Origin of the sequence: Photobacterium damselae subsp. damselae (assembly GCF_038086725.1) — a bacterium.
GTDB lineage: Bacteria > Pseudomonadota > Gammaproteobacteria > Enterobacterales > Vibrionaceae > Photobacterium > Photobacterium damselae.
On sequence record NZ_CP146970.1, the window covers coordinates 683,601 to 702,901 of the forward strand.

A 19,301-nucleotide genomic window follows, 5' to 3' on the forward strand; every position below is an offset into this window, starting at 1 on the left:
AACACAACTTTAATGGAGGCTTGCTACCGACCTTGGTATGATGAGCTTCCACCAAAAAGTAACGATTACTTGAGCTGGCAATAATGCGAGTTCGATTGGTGACAAGGTGAAAAGCCTTGCGCGGTGCTAAGGATAGCAGTTCGATAACAATCGAAGTCTTCAGGGAACAAGTCCGCTCATAAATGCTAGATTTAGCATTGACTGTTCATTGTCTGCAGACGCGCATAGTAGAAAAGCGAACGTCGAGCAAATAGAGCAGGAATCTATAGCTTGTTAGAAATTAACTGGACTGGAGATAGTCATGAGCGATTTAAAAGCTGCTGCACTACGTGCACTTAAATTAATGGATCTTACTACACTGAACGATGACGACACTGACGCAAAAGTTATCGAGCTTTGTAAGAATGCCAAAACTGCAGTAGGTAACACAGCAGCAGTATGTATCTACCCTCGTTTTATTCCAGTTGCTAAGAAGCAGCTACGTGAGCAAGGTACACCTGAAGTCCGTATTGCGACAGTAACTAACTTCCCGCACGGTAATGACGATATCGAAATTGCTGTTGCTGAAACTAAAGCAGCCGTAGCTTACGGTGCAGATGAAGTAGACGTAGTATTCCCATACCGTGCTCTAATGGCTAGTAACGAAGAAGTAGGCTTTGAGCTTGTTAAGCAGTGTAAAGCAGCATGTGGCGATAATGTTCAACTTAAAGTGATCATCGAGACAGGCGAGCTAAAAACTGAAGAGCTAATTAAGAAAGCTTCTGAAATCTCAATCAAAGCAGGCGCTGATTTTATCAAAACCTCAACGGGTAAAGTGGCTGAAAACGCAACACCTGAATACGCAGAAATCATGCTAAACGTGATTAAAGCTATGGGTGTTGAGAAAACAGTTGGTTTTAAACCTGCTGGTGGTGTTCGCACTGCAGAAGATGCACAAATCTACCTAGACATGGCAGATCGTATCTTCGGTTCTGATTGGGCTGATAACAAGCACTACCGTTTTGGTGCATCAAGCCTACTTGCAAACCTACTTCACACTCTAGGTGAAGGTGAGAAGGCAGCAGAAGGCGGTTACTAATCGCTGTCTGCGACTTGTCGCAAGGTTACGATGGTCTGTGATGTGCAGGCCATCGGCTCCAACTCTTCGTTTCATAATTATTCAATAAACTGGTTTTGAATGGCGCGAATAATACGTGTCTTCCTTTTCTGCACCTGAAATTCGTTATTTTGCAGTATTGGTGATGAAAAAAACGTCAGAAGTCACCACCCAGATGAATAATTATTTCTATCTTTACCCTCAAGATAGAGCACCAATAACGGCAAATAACGGGATTTTATTATGTACTTACCACAAGAAATCATTCGTAAAAAACGTGACAACATCGAACTAACAAAAGAAGAGATCAATTTCTTCATTCAAGGTGTTGCAAAAGATACGGTATCAGAAGGTCAAATCGCAGCATTTGCAATGGCTATCTACTTTAATGATATGACCATGGCTGAGCGTGTTGCGCTAACTTGTGCAATGCGTGACTCTGGTATGGTTATCGATTGGAGCCACATGAATTTCGATGGCCCAATTGTTGATAAACACTCAACAGGTGGTGTCGGTGACGTAACCTCTCTAATGCTTGGCCCTATGGTGGCAGCATGCGGCGGTTATGTTCCAATGATTTCAGGTCGTGGCCTAGGTCACACTGGTGGTACATTAGATAAACTAGAATCAATTCCTGGTTACAACATTACCCCGACCAACGAAGTGTTTGGTCAGGTAACAAAAGATGCGGGTGTGGCGATTATCGGTCAAACAGGTGATTTAGCGCCAGCCGACAAACGTGTTTACGCAACTCGTGATGTAACCGCGACCGTTGATAATATCTCACTTATCACAGCATCGATTTTGTCGAAGAAACTGGCTGCGGGTCTTGATGCCCTAGTAATGGATGTCAAAGTGGGTTCTGGTGCGTTTATGCCTACGTACGAAAAATCAGAAGAACTAGCAAAATCTATCGTAGCTGTAGCTAATGGCGCTGGTACTCGCACCACAGCACTATTGACTGATATGAACCAAGTATTGGCATCAACAGCAGGTAACGCATTAGAAGTACGTGAAGCGGTTCAGTTCTTAACTGGAGAATACCGTAACCCTCGTTTGTATGAAGTAACGATGGCGCTATGTGCTGAAATGTTAGTGATAAGTGGTTTAGCGCAAGATTTAGCTGAAGCTCGTACTAAGCTACAAGCTGTACTGGACAACGGTAAAGCAGCCGAATGTTTTGGTAAAATGGTCGCAGGCCTAGGTGGTCCATTAGATTTTGTTGAAAACTATAACAACTACCTAGATACTGCAGAAATTATTAAACCAGTATTTGCAGAGAAAACTGGTTTTGCGAGTGCGATGGATACTCGTGGTTTAGGCATGGCTGTAGTTGGCATGGGCGGTGGTCGTCGCATTGCGGCAGATACCATTGATTATGCTGTAGGCCTTGCTGATATGATTCGTCTTGGTGATGAAGTTTACGCAGATACGCCTCTTGCTATGGTACATGCTCGCACTGAAGCTCAGTGGGAAGAAGCAGCAAAAGCCGTTCGCGCTAACATCACTATTGCTGATGAAAAACCACAAGCAACACCGGAAGTATACGCTCGCATTCGCCCTGAAGATGTTTAATGGAGTGATTATGAAACGTTCAATTATTCTTGTTCTCGATTCATTTGGTATCGGTGCAACAGAAGATGCAGCAACATTTGGCGATGTCGGTGCTAACACCCTTGGCCACATTGCACAAGCTTGTGCTCGCGGTGAAGCTGACAATGGCGAACGTAGTGGTCCGTTGCATCTTCCTAATTTGAATAAACTGGGTTTAGGTAAAGCGTGTGAAGAGTCATCTGGTTACTTTCCTGAAGGCCTAGATCCAAATGCTGAGATTGTGGGTGCATACGGCCACGCACAAGAAATTTCTTCTGGTAAAGATACTCCATCTGGCCACTGGGAAATTGCAGGTGTGCCGGTATTGTTTGAGTGGGGCTACTTTAAAGAGCACAACAACAGCTTCCCTCAAGAGCTACTTGATCGCATCGTTGAGCGTGCCAATCTTCCAGGTTACCTAGGTAACTGCCACGCATCTGGTACTCAAGTACTGGATGATCTTGGTGAAGAGCACATGGCAACAGGTAAACCAATTTTCTACACATCAGCTGACTCAGTATTCCAAATCGCTTGTCACGAAGAGACTTACGGTTTAGATAACCTAATGACATTGTGTCAGATCGTTCGTGAAGAGCTTGAAGATTACAATATTGGCCGTGTTATCGCGCGTCCATTTATCGGTGCGGGTAAAGGTCAATTTGAACGTACTGGTAACCGTCGTGACCTATCTATTGAGCCACCATCAGCAACCGTATTACAAAAATTGGTTGATGAAAAACAAGGTGAAGTGGTTTCTATCGGTAAGATCTCTGATATCTACGCAGGTTGCGGTATCACTAAGAAAGTGAAAGCTACAGGTATTCCTGCTTTGTTTGAAGCAACACTTGAGCAGATCAAACAAGCAGGTGATAACACCATCGTATTTACAAACTTTGTTGATTTTGACTCAGCATACGGTCACCGCCGTAATGTGGCAGGTTATGCTGCTGCGCTTGAGTATTTCGACAAGCGTTTACCTGAGATCCTAGAACTGCTTCAAGATGATGATGTTCTATTGATTACAGCAGACCACGGTTGCGATCCAACATGGCCTGGTACTGATCATACTCGTGAGCACATTCCAGTTCTTGTTTATGGTCCACAAATTAAAGCGGGCTCTCTAGGTCGCCGTGCAACATTTGCCGATATTGGTCAATCATTGGCACAGTACTTTGGCACTAGCGACATGGAATTCGGTAAATCGTTTCTTTAATTGATTGATTTTTTCAGTCGATAGGTTAATGATGCATTGTGTGGTGGTTATCACTGAAATAGATAACTACCACAGTAAATTAACGCCATTATTTACAACAAATTGCGAATAAGATTCGTAACTAATCAGGAAAAGGACACAACTATGGCTACTCCACATATTAATGCAGAAATGGGTGATTTCGCAGACGTAGTTCTGATGCCAGGTGACCCTCTACGCGCTAAGTACATCGCAGAAACTTTCCTAGAAGATATCAAAGAAGTATGTAACGTACGTAATATGTATGGCTATACTGGTACTTACAAAGGTCGTCGTATCTCTGTAATGGGCCACGGTATGGGTATCCCATCATGTTCTATCTACGCAACAGAGCTAGTAAAAGACTTTGGTGTTAAGAAGATCATCCGTGTGGGTAGTTGTGGCGCGGTTCGTGACGACGTAAATCTACGTGATGTTGTGATCGGTATGGGTGCATCAACAGACTCTAAAGTAAACCGTATGCGTTTCGGTGGTCATGACTTTGCAGCACTTGCAGATTACGGCATGGTACAAAATGCAGTTGAAGCGGCAAAAGCGAAAGGCATTAAAGTTCGCGTAGGTAACCTATTCTCAGCAGATCTATTCTACAACCCAGATTTCGATTTCTTCAAAACTATGGACAAATACGGCATCCTAGGTGTGGAGATGGAAGCTGCTGGTATCTACGGTCTAGCAGCAGAGTTTGGTGCTAAAGCGCTAACTATCTGTACTGTATCGGATCACATCCTAAAAGGCGAAGCAACTACGTCTGAAGAGCGTCAGCTAACATTTAACGAAATGATGGAAATCGCTCTAGAATCTGTACTTATCGGTGATAAAGAAGAAGCATAATCGCTGATTCATTTACGCCTAAGTAAAAGGGCTTGCTCTGGTTATTGAGCAAGCCCTTTTTTGATATCTATTGATTGTTGGTCTTTGATATATGTCTTTCGTGTGAGGTAAAACGAGAGCGTGGTTTACTCTTTACTGTTTGCCGTCATCAAAAATGGAAAGTGCCAGATATCTTTACGACGGCCAAAAGTAAACGCCAGTAAGAATCCTAAGCCAATGGCAAAGATCACTAAGCCGCGAATGATCGTTGTCATATATTCAATTTGACTGCTTGCATGAGCCAATAGCTTATCGTGCTCTAAGGTGATGCGTAAAAAACCCACCATATGCTGATCTGAGAAAATAGGCTCCACAATCTGCTGACGGCCAATGCTTGCCACCGCTAAAGGAGTTGAAAGGCCAGTGACCTGTTCAAGGGGCATAGAGCCTTCTGTTTTTGCCAAGGTTTGACCTTCTAAGTTATAAACACTGGCATCTAAAATGAGCGGTTCTTTAGAAAGTTGTTGCACCAAATCTTGTAATTTATCTTGGTCATTATCCAAAATATCGGGAGCTGCCGTTTCTGCCGCTTGACGAACTAAAATACGAGAAAGCGCCTGCGTCTGTTCGCCAAGCATCTCATAATTATCTTGGGTAAGGCGCGCGCCATATTCCAACATGCCAATCACACCGATTAAGCTAAACAGCAAGACGCCGAGTTGCTTAAACCGTGGCCAGCGAGATTTGTTCAGTTTCCACATAAGCAGTGTTATTCGCTATTTGTTTTAATTGCGGCTCATTCTACATGATTTTTTGGCTCAAGGAGCAGTTGAGTAAAAAATCAGCACAAATTGAGCTTAAATTCCCCTTTCTTCTTGCACTTTTGTTAACAGCTCTTTAACGTAGAGAAAGGACATATAGCTCATTCGATATCAATGGATAAGGAAACCCATGGAATTATCGCTACCTCCTTTGAAAATAAAAAAACATGCGGCTTTATACCGTCGCTTTCCTGAATTACAACAAGCCTCGTTACGTGATAAACAGCAAGGACAATGGATCTTATTTGGCCAAGATCTCTCATCATTGCGTATTGCTCTTATTGAAGAATGGGCTCAACAAAGATTGCAGTTGGTCGCCGCTTGGCAGGTCGGGGATTACGATGTTCTGTTGATCAAAAATGATCTTAGCGATCCAATCAAAGCTGCTGTTTATCGTGCTGAGTGTGATTTTGCGTTAACCAAAGATCTTCCTGAGCTAAATAAACCGGGTTTGGTGGTGATGGATATGGATTCCACCGCCATTGAAATGGAATGTATTGATGAGATTGCGAAATTAGTAGGCACAGGAGAGTTGGTTTCCGCCATTACCGAACAAGCGATGCAAGGGGAGTTAGACTTTGAGCAGAGCTTGCGCCAACGGGTAGCAACATTGGCAGGTGCTGATGAAGCTATTTTAGCGCAAGTGCTAGAGCAATTACCTTTGATGCCCGAACTGATTAAACTGGTACGAACGCTACAAGCTTTTGGTTGGAAAGTCGCAATTGCCTCAGGTGGTTTTACCTACTTTGCAGATCAACTTAAAGCGATGCTGGATTTAGATGGTGTCTATGCTAATCAGCTAGCAATTCAAGACGGTAAACTAACCGGGGAAGTAGTAGGAAGTGTGGTTGATGCCAATGCCAAAGCGTATTACTTACATCAATTAAGTGAGCAGTTTGAGATTGAACCTCATAATACGGTCGCAATTGGTGATGGTGCAAATGACTTGGCGATGATGAAAGCCGCAGGCCTTGGTATTGCATTTCATGCCAAGCCTAAAGTTCAGCAGCAGGCGCAAACCGCCATTAATTATGGTTCATTAGGTGCTGTGTTGTGTATTTTATCTGCTAGCTTGGTTCCACATCATTTATCGTGGAAAAACCAACCTGTAATTTCAGGATAATTGGCCAAATGATTGGTTGCGCTGTTATTAAGTTCTGATAATAAATATTGTTCCACACACCATAACCAAGTCAGTCTATCCATTGATCTTTAAGCCCTTCGTTATTATTGAAGTTTGCTGGATATAACTTGGTTATGATGGCAACTATTTAGAGTGGAAACCATTTAGAGTTTAGCAATAGGCAAAATCTAGCTAATGGCTAAACGAACCAGTACTTCATCAGTAATATCAAAAATCTCTCCGCATCCGACTAACGCTGAGAATTCGTTTTCCAGTCCTCGGGCTCGGTGTAGGGTGAGTCTGGCCAGTTCACTCAGCTTTTGTTGAGTTAATAATGTCATCGAATCAAAGATAGGGGCAGCAGTGATGCGTAGCACTTTTATTTCCCCATGGCTACGTGCATGTTCAATAAAAGCAATTCTGGCTTGAGTGGATTCAAACTCTTGTAATAACCATGATGCGACACATTGCGTTTTCTCTTGTTGATGAACCAAATGCAGATAAAGCTCATGGCTGTATGGTTTTGTGACAGTAACAGGGCGCATAGTCTTTGCTAGCAAAGTTTGTACTCGACCCTTAAAGATAGGGGCAAGAGAAAATCCATTCGATTGCTGAGTATGAGCAAATTGATGAAATAACTTAGCTAAACTTGGCAGAGGAATATTACAACCAATACTGGTCACTGTTAGTTTATGTTCCAGCTTTTCAACAAAGTACGGCACGCTGTCTAATCGAGTGAGAAGCAGTTGATGCATAGCTTGTAATAGAACATGTTGAGGTCGATCTTCTTCACAAATAGCCAAGTGTTTTGCATTATGCTTAACGATATTTTTTAAGCAGCTTTCCCCTTTGATATTACAGGCAATATCCAGTAATTGAGCTTGTAGATTGGTACCTTCTGCATTGATTCGTACTATGCGATACCTAAGATCCGATAGTGGTAATTGCTTATTTTTTTGCTGTAACTGAGGAAAGCTAATTGCTATTTCATCATCTCGTTTGGCAACCAAAGGTGAGGCTAATTGGATATTTAATCCCTTGGTTGAAAAATCAACTGTACAACCTGAAAAAGAACCGGTTTCATGCGATATCGTTAGCTCAGTTTGATAAGTAAAGCGCTCTTCGCTACGTTGAGGACGAGGATCAAACAAGATGGCCGATGCTTGGCAAATAGGATCTCTTTGATGGCGAAACGGCTGTAAAATTTTTGCTGAGGCATTGGGCTTTAAGGTTAAACGATAATCCTGTTGAGCATGAGTATCGGTGAGATCTTGCAACAGCGCAATGTGAGTGAAATTTTGATATTCCTGAGTCTGATCGGGCGCCAGCTCATTAAGTTGAGCAAGATCTTCTCCCTGCAATGGGGAAAGCGTCAGTTGCCAGACTCGCCAGCTATCTCTTGCTGCACCTAAATGCCAAAACAGACGGCGCTGTTCTAGACTCATTTCTGGCAAGCACGCTGAGTAGAAATAGCTTTTACCTTCATGCTGGTGGCAAAAGCTATAAATTAACGTTCTACTGTGTGATAACCCGTGCTTGGTCAACATGGCCATCCGCTGTGGATTTAGTAGGTGATTGATATTCGGCAGATTACGTTCATCATGCCAGTAGTGCCAAAGGTGACGGTTGTGCTCTGTTAGTAGGGCATAGCTCAACTGCTGCTGACTAAAAAATAAAGGCAGGCCTGTTGAGTGTTTTAAGTAGCAATGCTCATACCCCTTGGTTCGAGCTCGAATGAACTTATCTTGATGATCATCTCGTGAATGAGCCGCCACTTGTTTAATTTTTAGGATCGCTTCTTTTAGGGCTAAATTATCTTGAGTCGTGGCTAGGCGTAACCATTTGCTGCTTTGATTCTCGGCAATATCATCAATAGCAAGAACTCGGTAATACATACTCTGATTGAGTCGATCGTCATTTAATTTCTCTGCCAATATCGGAAAGGTAAGGGCAATGACCTCTCCTAATTGATAATGAAACGCCGCAGGAACTTTAATTTTTGCTCCAGAAAATGATAAATCATAACTATTACCATGAATGGTCTGTTGTTTATCGGTTACTAGCGTTACTTGAGTTGAGATCTGGACACGGTGTTCTTCACGGCTTAAATAGTGACCAAAACGGATCATATTAACCGCAAAAGGGTCGAGTAGTTGAGTGGGTTCTTGTGGCGGTTTAGTTTCGGTTTGTTGTTTGTGTAAAACCCGAAAACTGTTACGGCTGTGAATAATCTCTTGGTAAAGGCCATAACATAAAACCCCACCATAGTGCTGAATACGCTGATGATAAATATTCAACGCCACATCATCGAGCCAGTGCTGACGCTCATTAAGGTGATAAGGGCGACATTCCCCTTTCACTCTACCGCGCAAATCAATCTCTTTATTAATGGGCATCATAAGTTGGCGCAGTTCAATTTTTAACTGCAGCTTTTGAGGGCCACTAAAATCTTGAGTGAGCATTTCGAACATAGGTTCAAAGTCACCATCGTGGTAGAGTGAAACTAATTGTTCGAGAAGACCTTTATCGTGCACTGGCTGCATGGTAATTTCTATATCCAAAATATCTATCGGTAATATCGACCGAAGACGTCAAAACTTAAGGCTTTGATCGTCAAAAAATCAACTAAGGTAGAGAATGGCAAAAGCAGCAAAACGAGCTTATGTATGTAGCGATTGTGGTGCAGATTTCCCGCGTTGGCAGGGCCAGTGTAGTGCCTGTGCCGCTTGGAATACCATTACTGAGTTTACAATCCCGAAAACAAAATCAGCAATAGGCGCAGCAGGCAGTGTTAGCGGAGGTTACGCGGGTGCACCAAGTAAAGTTCAAAAGCTGTCTGATGTTGAGAGTAAAGATGTACCACGTTTTAGCTCCGGTATCAGTGAGCTAGACCGAGTTCTTGGTGGCGGTGTGGTGCCGGGTTCGGTATTGCTGCTTTGTGGTGACCCTGGTGCTGGTAAATCTACCCTGTTATTGCAAAGTATTGGCGCTGTGGCTGCTCATAAGTCGGCTTTGTATGTTTCGGGTGAGGAATCGATCCATCAGATTTCACAGCGTGCGAAACGCTTAGGTACGCCAAACCTTGATCGCATTAATGTGGTTGCCGAAACATCGGTTGAGCAGGTCATTAATCTGATAGAGCAGCAAAAAGCAGACTTTGTGATTATCGACTCAATTCAGACCATGACGGTGGCACATAACGATTCTGCTGCAGGTAGCCCAAGCCAAGTTAAAGAGTCTGCAGCGGCGCTCACCCGTTATGCGAAAACTCATGAAGTGACATTTTTGATCATCGGTCACATCAATAAAGATTCTAATGTGGCTGGCCCTATGCAGCTTATTCACATTGTTGATGGCTTGTTTGCGCTCTCATCTACAGCTGATGAAAAGTTCCGAGTCTTACGTACGTCGAAAAACCGTTTTGGCTCCGATAGTGAGTCGTGCTTCTTTGCGATGACCGAGCAAGGCATGAAGCAGGTTAAGAATCCATCAGCGATCTTCTTAAGTCGTTCTAATAAGAATCATCCGGGCTCGACATGCACCACATTATGGGAAGGTACGCGTCCTTTGCTGGTGGAAATTCAGGCTCTATGTAATCAATCTGTGACGGAAAATCCTCGTCGTTTGACCGTAGGTTATGACTCTAATCGCTTGGCAATGTCGACTGCGGTACTCGCTCGTCATGGTGGAGTGCGTTTATCGGATATGGATATTTTCGTCAACTGTGTGGGTGGTATTCGTATTGAAGAGACATCGGCGGATTTAGCGGTATTGTTATCGATTTTCTCTAGCTTTAAAAACGCTCCGATCCCTCAAGATGTGATTGTATTTGGTGAGATCGGCCTAAATGGTGATATTCGCCCGGCTGCAAATGGTTTAGAACGTATTCGAGAGGCAGCAAAACAAGGCTTTACTCGCGCTGTGGTGCCAAAAGCCAATGCCAGTCGCCAGATCCCGGGGATTGAAATTATTCCGGTAGAAGATCTACAAGAAGCGCTCGAAGCCTTTGAGCGTGTTGCCAAATAAATACTTGTCAACTAGCCATTAAAAAGAGCTCATATTCTCTACATCACCGTTAATTAGGGTAATAGTAGAAGATGAGCTCTTATTTTTTAGTCGCTATTTGAGTCTGCTATCCGCTTATTTGGTTTGACTCTTATTATCATCTTGCTCGGATGTTTTATGGGTCACTTGAGCCGTTGTTAGACCTTTTGTACTGTCATCATGGGTGAGTTGTACCTGCATTCCCACCATGCCATTGATCATATTGAGCAAAGAAGCCCACTGCACACTTTTTTCTTTTGCAAACAGCGAGTCGAAGTTTTCAGGCGTCCATTTAACAAAGGCTTTAGGGTTGAGTGGTCGACCTAAAAAGCGGATTTCATAATGCAAATGAGGTCCCGTTGACAGTCCAGTATTACCTGTCCAACCTATGAGATCCCCTTTGCGAACAAATTGCCCACGCTTTACATTAAACTTACTTAAATGTGAGTAAGTGGAGATAAAGCCCATCGCATGGTTTAGTTGTAAATGGTTACCATAGCCTGAATTGCTAGAACGGGCTTGTTCTATAACCGCATCGGCAGGAGCATAGATCGGTGTGCCAATTTTGGCTGCGAAATCAAGCCCATTATGACTGCGACGTTTTTTCGTAATAGGGTGAACACGAGTACCAAAGCCTGAGGTGAGCTGAATATGCTCGGGAGTTGGCATTCCATTTGGGATCAGACGAAACAAGGTGGCACGTACAGCAGAATCTATCGCTGCGGAATCAATACGTTGCTCTAGCGTATATGGGTTTTCGCCATCCGTTTGTAACCCCAGCACAGTTTCCATATCGTCTAAGCGTTGATTTAAATGTTCAAGCGACTCGTTTTTACTTTCAAGCTCAGCATTAAGTTTTTGATTCATCTCGCTCTCTTCATTTAAAGAGGCGGCCAATTCCTGTGCTTGGCGATTTAATAAATCTAACTGCTGATTATTTTCATAGGCGTCTTGATAAAGCGTAAAAGCGCCGTAGCAAAGTAGAGCAAACAACGCACCACAAAACCCCGCACCAGCCATAATCAACGGCTTGTTATCGCGTGGCTTTTCTTGTTTTAGCTTGCGTATTGGCGCTTTGTTGTTAACGGATTTATTCGCTTTACTCATACCACTTCAGCTCAATTTTCGGTTTATTAGCATCATAGATCAAATATGGATGCAGTATTTCTCATAAATGAAAAGAGGTGGAATTTTAAGCGAAAATATGCCTTTTGACTATGTTTTACCGTGAAAATTAGTGTAAACACTCGTAACTGGCTGTTTAAAAAGGTGAAGAATAGAGAAGGGCGTTAAGAGTAATTGGTGTAAAAAAGGGCAGCGATTGCCACCCTTAGATAAGTTATAACAAAATATCGTGATTACTTAGCGATACGCTTGTACTTGATACGGTGTGGTTCTGCCGCATCTGAGCCTAGCGTTTTCTTCAACCAATCAGTGTATTCAGTGAAGTTACCCTCAAAGAAGTTCACTTGACCTTCGTCACGGTAGTCTAGAATGTGCGTTGCGATACGGTCTAGGAACCAACGGTCGTGCGAGATAACCATGGCACAACCTGGGAACTCTAACAGTGCTTCTTCTAGTGCACGTAGTGTTTCAACATCAAGGTCGTTGGTTGGTTCGTCGAGTAGCAATACGTTGCCGCCCGCTTTTAGTAGTTTCGCTAGGTGAACACGGTTACGCTCACCACCTGATAGGTCGCCAATGCGTTTTTGGTGATCGCTACCTTTGAAGTTAAAGCGAGATACGTAAGCACGAGCTGGGATCTCAAAGCTGTTGATCTTAATGATATCAGCGCCTTCAGAGATCTCCTGGTAAACCGTGTTGTTGTCGTTCATGCTGTCACGGAACTGATCAACTGACGCTAGGCTTACTGTTTCACCTAATTCAATAGTACCTGAATCTGGTTGCTCCTTGCCGCTTAGCATCTTAAATAGCGTTGACTTACCTGCACCGTTGGCACCGATAATACCCACGATAGCACCCTTAGGCATGCTAAATGATAGATCGTCGATAAGAACGCGATCACCAAATGATTTGGTTAGGTTCTTCACTTCGATAACTTTATCACCTAGGCGCTCACCTGGCGGAATGAACAGTTCGTTTGTTTCATTACGTTTCTGGTGATCGTTGCTTTGTAGCTCTTCAAAACGGGCCATACGCGCTTTAGATTTCGCCTGACGACCTTTAGGGTTTTGACGAACCCACTCAAGTTCTTTCTCGATGGTCTTTTGTAGAGCACGCTCTTGAGACGCTTCTTGTTTTAGACGCGCATCTTTTTGCTCTAGCCAAGATGAGTAGTTACCTTGCCATGGAATACCTTCACCACGGTCAAGTTCTAGGATCCAGCCTGCAGCGTTATCTAGGAAGTAACGGTCGTGGGTAATTGCCACAACAGTACCTGAATACTCAACAAGGAAGTGCTCAAGCCATGCAACAGATTCAGCATCCAAGTGGTTAGTCGGTTCGTCAAGTAGCAGCATATCTGGCTTGTCGAGTAGTAGACGACAGATAGCAACACGACGGCGCTCACCACCAGAAAGATGCTTGATTTTTGCATCCCACTCAGGAAGGCGAAGGGCATCTGCCGCGCGCTCTAGTTGCATGCCTAGGTTGTGGCCGTCTTTAGTTTCGATTAGCGCTTCTAGATCGCCTTGCTCTTTAGCTAGGGCGTCAAAGTCTGCATCTGGTTCTGCGTAAGCAGCATAAACTTGATCTAGACGAATCAGAGCTTCTTTAACATCTGATACCGATTCTTCTACAACTTCACGAACGGTTTTTTCTTCGTCTAATACAGGCTCCTGCGGTAGGTAACCGATTTTTAGACCTGGTTGTGGGCGAGCTTCACCTTCGATATCAGTATCGATACCCGCCATAATGCGTAGCAGGGTAGATTTACCTGCACCGTTGAGACCTAGGACACCGATTTTAGCGCCTGGGAAAAAGCTCAACGAAATATCTTTTAGAATTTGACGCTTTGGTGGCACAATTTTGCCAACTCGCGACATGGTATAGACGTATTCAGCCATATCCGTTGTTATCTCTGATCTTTAAATGAAAGAAACTATTTTACCTGTTATAGACACAAGTTTAACAGTGATGTTGATAATTATTATACTCAAGTCTCTCTAAGGAGCGAGGATCAACCTCTTGAAGTTGATTAGAATATAAAAAATTAGTGAATTTAGTGCTCGATTTTTAGTCTAAACTTGCTGGTATCATAAATTGGCTAGGTCTACCGCGGTATTTCACTGCTTTTGGTAGCCGTTATTACACCGAAACGGAGCTTTTTCGTGCCTTCTATTTCTTCTGTAAAAAAAATCTTTGTGGCCGTGGTTTTTGCGCTAGGATGCAGCAATACCGCTACTGCCGCCTCATTAGAACAACAACGAGCTTGGTATGATCAAGCCCAAAAAGCGTTAGATAACAAAGATATTTCAACATTTAAGTCATTACGCTCTAAATTAAACAGTTATCCACTTACACCTTATCTCGATTATCGTGAGTTTAATGCTCAACTGAGTGACAAAACCCTACCGCAAGTACAAAGCTTTTTAAAAGAGTACAGTACCTTACCGTTTAGCACCCGAGTAAAAAATCGTTACTTAACTAACTTAGCAGCAGACGATCAATGGCGTTCGTATCTGGCAGTTCAACCAACAGAGCCAAGCAGTAAGTGGCAGCAATGTAATTATGTCTTAGCCCAAAGCCAAACCGGTAAAGCAACGCAAGCTTGGAAAACGACCCGTGAAATTTGGTTAACAGGTAAATCATTACCAAATAGCTGTGATGATTTATTAGAGGCTTGGGCTGCATCTGGTAATCGTACAAATGCATTGATTTTACAACGTATGCAGTTGGTACTTGCTCGTGGTGATAAGGGCTTGTTGACGCATTTAGATAAACAGCTCTCTGGTTCAGCGAAAGCGACGGGCGATAAGATGCTAACTTTGGTGAGTAGCCCTAATAAAGTTGGAGCGCTCGCTAAAAGCAGTGCGGTAACAGCAACAAACCAAGAGATGATTGCTTCGGCTTATCAGTTACTTGCGCGTAAAGATCCTAAAGAAGCCGTTGCACAATACAACCAAGTGGTGTCAGGACAGAAATACTCTGCGGCGAAAAAACAAGAACTGGCCGATTATGTCGCTTCACGTTTGATGTCGACACAAGATCCGCAATTGGCTTCTTGGCGCGATAGCAAACTTAAGAGCAGTGACAATGAGTCTGTTTTAGCTCGTCGTATTCAAAGTTCAATTAGAGAGGCAAATTGGTCTGATGCTCGCAGTTGGATCAATCGGTTACCGACAGAAGCTAAACAGAGCACACGCTGGACCTTCTGGCATGCTTATGTGCTAGCAAAAGCGGGTAAAACTAAAGATGCCAATAAGATTTATCAATCCTTACTTGGTCAACGTGATTTTTACAGTGCAGCAGCTGCGACAATCTTAAAACAGCCGATAACGTATCCTAAGAAAACCGCTGCACCAAACGATGCCTTATTAAAACCGTATCATAAGACATTAGTACGTATTCGTGAGCTGGTGGCACGAGATAAAGTGGTTGCTGCCAATAGCGAATGGGCGTTTTTATTACGTCGAGTTGATGAGCCAACCAAGAAAGCTTTGGCAGTATATGCTGAGCAGCACAAAATGCATCACTTAGCGGTTCAAGCTACGATTTCAGCCAAAATGTGGGATCACATTAGTTTGCGTTTCCCTATTGCCCATAAGTGGTGGTATCAGTTCTTTGGTGAAAAGCGCGGTATTCCAATGACGACCCTGATGGCTCTATCTCGTCAAGAAAGTGCGTTTAATACTCATGCTCAATCGTATGTAGGCGCCCGTGGTTTAATGCAGCTAATGCCGGCAACCGCAAAAGAAACGGCGCAAAAATTGGGACGCAGTTATAGCGGCGTGAATTCATTGTATGACCCGGGTACTAACATTCGTTTGGGCAGTGGATACTTGAAGATGGCGTTGGATCGTTTTGATAATAATCGTATCTATGCTTTTGCTGGTTATAACGCAGGTCCAGGACGGGTGAATCAATGGCGTAAAGTCACTGATGGTAAGCTTGATGCCTTTGCCTTTATTGAACAGATCCCATTTAATGAAACCCGTAATTATGTCCAAAATATCTTAATGTTTGATATTTTCTACGGTGATCAATTGGGGCAGAAAACCTCACTATTGCGTCCTAATGAGTTGAAAGCGCGTTACTAATCGCATTGTACAACGTCATTAACGGTATAAGCCTTAATCGAGCAGTTCATTATTATGCTTGGTTAAGGCTTTGTTTCTTGGTAGATAGACGAGTTACAGGTAAACTTCCGATATCGAAACACGCTAATTGAGGCTCCCATGTCAACAACACCAGAAACGCCAGATTTTACCCAGTGGCAACAGGTTATTGATTTACTTCGCCAAGCAGCAACAGAACAAAAAGAAGATGCACTGTTGCAATTGCTACTGACTCCAGATGAGCGCGATGCATTATTAGCGCGAGTAAATATCGTTCATGAGTTACTTAATGGTCAGCGTAGTCAACGTAAAATCAGCGAGCTATTAGGTGTTGGAGTAGCAACCATTACTCGTGGTTCTAATGAACTAAAACACCAAGATGAAGCAACTAAAACTTGGATTGGTGAACAGCTTAAACAGATGGCTGATAAGCAGTAAAAAACCAGTAAAAAAGGGTATAGATCAAGAGGAAAGAGTCGGCAGAGAGCTTGATAATAGAATTTATTGATACAAGCTATTGCCGAAACCTCGAAACCTCGAAACCTCGAAACCTCGAAACCTCGAAATCTCGAAATCTCGAAACCTCTTAAAACCATTCCTCATTCACAAACGGAATTAACGCCAAAATTAGCGCCTGATGATAGACCGAACTGCGGGTTAGCAAATGATTGGTTAACATTCCGATTGCTCCCCCTTTTTGCTTCACATTGTGGGCTTGAAACATCTCATCCATAACATCACCCAGTTCGCGCCCTTGAGCCAATTGCGTTAATGCAGCAGGAGGAAGAGGCAGAGAGGCTGAACGTGCTTTACCGATTTTGCCCCGATGCTCAATGACCATCCATGCAAACGTTAGATCGCCATCTAGGCCTGCTTCTAAACCAACCACGTAATCTGCATCTAGTTCTTGTGCTCGTGCATTACGAACACGATTTTGAGCCCCCAATAAGGTTTCTTCTGCCGTCATGGGTTGATCGCGTACTTCGCTCTCCACAGAAACGCCAATAAATTCAAATGTTTGTTTCGGAAAAACGGCAGAGAAAGCACTTGAGACCGCCGATATTTTTGCGGGATTGGTGGAGGCAACAATAACCTTTTGCATGATGGTCCTTAAATAAATCTGATGATAATCGTTCTATAGGATGAACGATTATCTGTGTAAGTCGCAGTGTACGAAATAGCATTAAGGATATCAAAGTGCTGGTGGCTAAAAATTAAAAATCTCGGTGGGAAAGATCCATACAAAAACAGGCCATACATTGCTGCATGGCCTGTTTTTTGAACTGTGAGCGAATCGTTAAAGAATCGATGCTACCATTAACGGTCGTAAGCCCAGTCAGATTGAATGATGTAGCCGTGAACTTCAAATTCACCGTTATTCACAAACAGGTTAGGGAAGTCTGGTTGTGATGTTGAGAATACCACGCCATCAGCTAGCTGAGTCATATGGTAGAAATCTGGCTCACTACCACGAACTGATGCAAATACTGGCTGCTTTGGACGGTATTGTGCTGTTTTAGTTGCCAGAGCATAGCTACCAACAGGTGCGCACTGAGCAATGTTTTCGTTATCAACAAGAAGGCCTAGGCACTCTTCACGGTCAAGATGTTGAGGAATTGCACGTTTGCTAACTACATCAACTGTGTCACCGCTTGCGTAAGATGTAAAATCTTTACGGTGAATAACAGGAATGTAAGTACAAGTAGAACCTGTTGCTGATTCGTTAGTAATGGTTGTTGTAGCCTGAGTCCCCGTATCTACTTGGCCTGTTAGGATATAGCCGATAGAGGTGTTTAGAGTCGTTGCAATAGTCTCTAATTCACGAACTTCAATACCATACTTACCTGATAGTTTACGGCTCATTGTACCTTGCTGTAGACCCAACGCTTCGCCTAGTTGCTTCTGGCTGATACCTTGGATTTTTGCTAGACGTTTAATTCGCTCTAAATATTCCATAAAAATGCTTCTCGCTCACAATTTAAATTCTAATAATGGTGCATTCGCACAAGTCATAATTCATTGTAGCCATTTCCAAACCAAAGCCATTAACTAGGTATAAAAAGTGCGATTGATTTCGTTAAAGGAATATACCTAAAAAGCAATATGGGTAAAAAAAGGAACAAAATTTAAGAATCGAAATAAGCTATAGCAATTTTTCAGCGTACACGTGTTCTCTAAACATAAATGGTAAACATATTAGAATGTGCCACATTGAGCGTCAAACAAATGACATTCTTGGTGTTTTGTGCTGATTATCTAATTATCTTAGAGCTATCTGTTGGTTAAATTGATGTTGCGTATTGGTTATTATGTTTGATTTTGATTTATCTAACAATTCTATGATTAGTTCAATATTTAAGCAAAAAGGGTTAAGTTTGTATTATTTGCATGGTGAATGTAATTTATAGGCTTGATTGGGATATTCATATTAGAAGTAAAAAGTGCTAATAAAGGGCAAAAATATGCGTATTGAGCATTCCTGTTAAAGTTAGAGTTTTATTTGGTTTTTTATGCTGTATATCTGCTATTTTACTAGTTCAAATAATAAGAATTAGTAATAAAAGAAGGACAAAGGAAAGTTATGTTTACCAAACTCAAAGCATCATTAGGTATTGGTGGCGCTAAAGTCGATACCATTGTTGATAATTCGGTCCTCTACCAAGGAGAAACACTGCGTGGCACCATTCATATTCACGGTGGTGAGGTGACTCAGCAAGTGGATGCCATTCATTTGAATCTAAATACCGAAATTAAAGTTGAAACAGAACAAAATTCGCACTACGAAGTATTAACTTTAGGCTCACTACAACTGACCGATAGTTTTGAAATCGAAGCTCATCAGCAGTTAGAAATTCCTTTTACCTTAGCCCTTCATGATGAAACGCCAATAACGGCATTGAATGCTATTCATAATCAGAGTCATGTTTGGATTGAAACAACTCTTGATTTGAACTTTGCTATTGATCCTCAAGATCGTGACTATTTGGAAATTAAACCTCTACCTGTGGTTGAGAAGATTCTCCAAACTATCGAAAATCGCGGTTATACCTTAGTAAAAGCAGATGTAGAAAAAGGCCAATTGCGTGGTAATGGCTTTTTATCTCAATCGGGTTGTTACCAAGAAATTGAGTTTCGCAATGACAGCATGTTTTCAGATAAAGAACTGGAATTGTCGTTTGTATTAGAGGGCAGTTTAGTGTATTGCTTGGTTGAAGTTGACGCAGGCCGTGGCGATCACTATTTCTCATTTTCACTGCCACTTATGGCGACCGATAATGAAATTGAAGGTGTGCTAGCTGGCGTGGTTTAGGGGGGATTCCCCTCT

General features: G+C 42.7%; 15 protein-coding genes. 9 read left to right on the forward strand and 6 right to left on the reverse strand.

Going from position 1 to position 19,301, the window contains the following annotated elements; all coding sequences use genetic code 11:
• The first annotated feature begins 301 nt into the window (after positions 1-301).
• From deoC to deoD, 4 genes are all read left to right on the forward strand, one after another.
• The gene (gene deoC / locus WAX86_RS03050) at positions 302-1,078 is read left to right on the forward strand and encodes a deoxyribose-phosphate aldolase (RefSeq protein WP_341489081.1); all 777 of its coding nucleotides are present in this window, start codon (positions 302-304) and stop codon (positions 1,076-1,078) included.
• Positions 1,079-1,339: 261 nt separating this feature from the next.
• A complete protein-coding gene (deoA, locus tag WAX86_RS03055; protein ID WP_264954481.1) occupies positions 1,340-2,671 on the forward strand; it encodes a thymidine phosphorylase in 1,332 nt (443 codons plus the stop codon).
• Positions 2,672-2,681: 10 nt separating this feature from the next.
• Positions 2,682-3,902, forward strand: a complete 1,221-nt coding sequence (deoB, locus tag WAX86_RS03060; protein WP_065172232.1) for a phosphopentomutase — start codon at positions 2,682-2,684, stop codon at positions 3,900-3,902.
• A gap of 144 nt (positions 3,903-4,046) precedes the next feature.
• Positions 4,047-4,772: a purine-nucleoside phosphorylase gene (gene deoD, locus WAX86_RS03065; protein WP_005301070.1), complete on the forward strand. Its 726-nt coding sequence runs from the start codon at positions 4,047-4,049 to the stop codon at positions 4,770-4,772.
• Between the two features lie 125 nt (positions 4,773-4,897).
• On the opposite strand, the gene WAX86_RS03070 is transcribed toward deoD, so the two are convergent.
• On the reverse strand, positions 4,898-5,512 hold the full coding sequence (locus WAX86_RS03070; RefSeq protein WP_005301066.1) for a YtjB family periplasmic protein: 615 nt from the start codon (positions 5,510-5,512) through the stop codon (positions 4,898-4,900).
• A 190-nt stretch (positions 5,513-5,702) separates the two neighbouring features.
• On the opposite strand from WAX86_RS03070, the gene serB reads away from it, so the two are divergent.
• Positions 5,703-6,695, forward strand: a complete 993-nt coding sequence (gene serB, locus WAX86_RS03075; protein WP_341489082.1) for a phosphoserine phosphatase — start codon at positions 5,703-5,705, stop codon at positions 6,693-6,695.
• 188 nt (positions 6,696-6,883) lie between these two features.
• Here serB and WAX86_RS03080 read toward each other — a convergent pair whose 3' ends face one another.
• Positions 6,884-9,238 carry a PilZ domain-containing protein gene (locus WAX86_RS03080; RefSeq protein WP_341489083.1) on the reverse strand — a complete coding sequence of 785 codons (2,355 nt, stop codon included), beginning with the start codon at positions 9,236-9,238 and terminating at the stop codon, positions 6,884-6,886.
• A gap of 94 nt (positions 9,239-9,332) precedes the next feature.
• Between WAX86_RS03080 and radA the strand changes: the two genes are divergently transcribed.
• Positions 9,333-10,721 carry a DNA repair protein RadA gene (gene radA / locus WAX86_RS03085; protein WP_341489084.1) on the forward strand — a complete coding sequence of 463 codons (1,389 nt, stop codon included), beginning with the start codon at positions 9,333-9,335 and terminating at the stop codon, positions 10,719-10,721.
• Between the two features lie 114 nt (positions 10,722-10,835).
• Here radA and WAX86_RS03090 read toward each other — a convergent pair whose 3' ends face one another.
• Together WAX86_RS03090 and ettA are read right to left on the reverse strand one after the other, a co-directional pair.
• Positions 10,836-11,846 (reverse strand): M23 family metallopeptidase, encoded by a 1,011-nt coding sequence (locus WAX86_RS03090; protein WP_069530879.1) that lies wholly within the window; start codon positions 11,844-11,846, stop codon positions 10,836-10,838.
• Between the two features lie 251 nt (positions 11,847-12,097).
• Positions 12,098-13,765 (reverse strand): energy-dependent translational throttle protein EttA, encoded by a 1,668-nt coding sequence (gene ettA, locus WAX86_RS03095; protein ID WP_341489085.1) that lies wholly within the window; start codon positions 13,763-13,765, stop codon positions 12,098-12,100.
• 264 nt (positions 13,766-14,029) lie between these two features.
• Here ettA and sltY point away from each other — a divergent pair, with 264 nt between their 5' ends.
• Positions 14,030-15,958 carry a murein transglycosylase gene (gene sltY, locus WAX86_RS03100; RefSeq protein ID WP_106260902.1) on the forward strand — a complete coding sequence of 643 codons (1,929 nt, stop codon included), beginning with the start codon at positions 14,030-14,032 and terminating at the stop codon, positions 15,956-15,958.
• Positions 15,959-16,096: 138 nt separating this feature from the next.
• Positions 16,097-16,414, forward strand: coding sequence for a trp operon repressor (gene trpR, locus WAX86_RS03105; RefSeq protein WP_068946978.1), 318 nt, complete (start codon positions 16,097-16,099; stop codon positions 16,412-16,414).
• 148 nt (positions 16,415-16,562) lie between these two features.
• Here trpR and yjjX read toward each other — a convergent pair whose 3' ends face one another.
• Together yjjX and WAX86_RS03115 are read right to left on the reverse strand one after the other, a co-directional pair.
• Entirely contained in the window at positions 16,563-17,078 is a 516-nt protein-coding gene (yjjX, locus tag WAX86_RS03110) for an inosine/xanthosine triphosphatase (RefSeq protein WP_237042450.1), read from the reverse strand.
• 215 nt (positions 17,079-17,293) lie between these two features.
• On the reverse strand, positions 17,294-17,932 hold the full coding sequence (locus WAX86_RS03115; RefSeq protein WP_005301036.1) for a helix-turn-helix domain-containing protein: 639 nt from the start codon (positions 17,930-17,932) through the stop codon (positions 17,294-17,296).
• A 625-nt stretch (positions 17,933-18,557) separates the two neighbouring features.
• On the opposite strand from WAX86_RS03115, the gene WAX86_RS03120 reads away from it, so the two are divergent.
• Positions 18,558-19,286, forward strand: coding sequence for a sporulation protein (locus WAX86_RS03120; protein WP_341489086.1), 729 nt, complete (start codon positions 18,558-18,560; stop codon positions 19,284-19,286).
• Positions 19,287-19,301: the final 15 nt, after the last annotated feature.

Bases quoted from the DNA above. Each gene is read 5' to 3' on its own strand.
- deoC (WP_341489081.1), top strand. From the start codon at position 302: ATGAGCGATTTAAAAGCTGCTGCACTACGTGCACTTAAATTAATGGAT.
- deoA (WP_264954481.1), top strand. From the start codon at position 1,340: ATGTACTTACCACAAGAAATCATTCGTAAAAAACGTGACAACATCGAA.
- deoB (WP_065172232.1), top strand. From the start codon at position 2,682: ATGAAACGTTCAATTATTCTTGTTCTCGATTCATTTGGTATCGGTGCA.
- deoD (WP_005301070.1), top strand. From the start codon at position 4,047: ATGGCTACTCCACATATTAATGCAGAAATGGGTGATTTCGCAGACGTA.
- WAX86_RS03070 (WP_005301066.1), bottom strand. From the start codon at position 5,512: ATGTGGAAACTGAACAAATCTCGCTGGCCACGGTTTAAGCAACTCGGC.
- serB (WP_341489082.1), top strand. From the start codon at position 5,703: ATGGAATTATCGCTACCTCCTTTGAAAATAAAAAAACATGCGGCTTTA.
- WAX86_RS03080 (WP_341489083.1), bottom strand. From the start codon at position 9,238: ATGCAGCCAGTGCACGATAAAGGTCTTCTCGAACAATTAGTTTCACTC.
- radA (WP_341489084.1), top strand. From the start codon at position 9,333: ATGGCAAAAGCAGCAAAACGAGCTTATGTATGTAGCGATTGTGGTGCA.
- WAX86_RS03090 (WP_069530879.1), bottom strand. From the start codon at position 11,846: ATGAGTAAAGCGAATAAATCCGTTAACAACAAAGCGCCAATACGCAAG.
- ettA (WP_341489085.1), bottom strand. From the start codon at position 13,765: ATGGCTGAATACGTCTATACCATGTCGCGAGTTGGCAAAATTGTGCCA.
- trpR (WP_068946978.1), top strand. From the start codon at position 16,097: ATGTCAACAACACCAGAAACGCCAGATTTTACCCAGTGGCAACAGGTT.
- yjjX (WP_237042450.1), bottom strand. From the start codon at position 17,078: ATGCAAAAGGTTATTGTTGCCTCCACCAATCCCGCAAAAATATCGGCG.
- WAX86_RS03115 (WP_005301036.1), bottom strand. From the start codon at position 17,932: ATGGAATATTTAGAGCGAATTAAACGTCTAGCAAAAATCCAAGGTATC.
- WAX86_RS03120 (WP_341489086.1), top strand. From the start codon at position 18,558: ATGTTTACCAAACTCAAAGCATCATTAGGTATTGGTGGCGCTAAAGTC.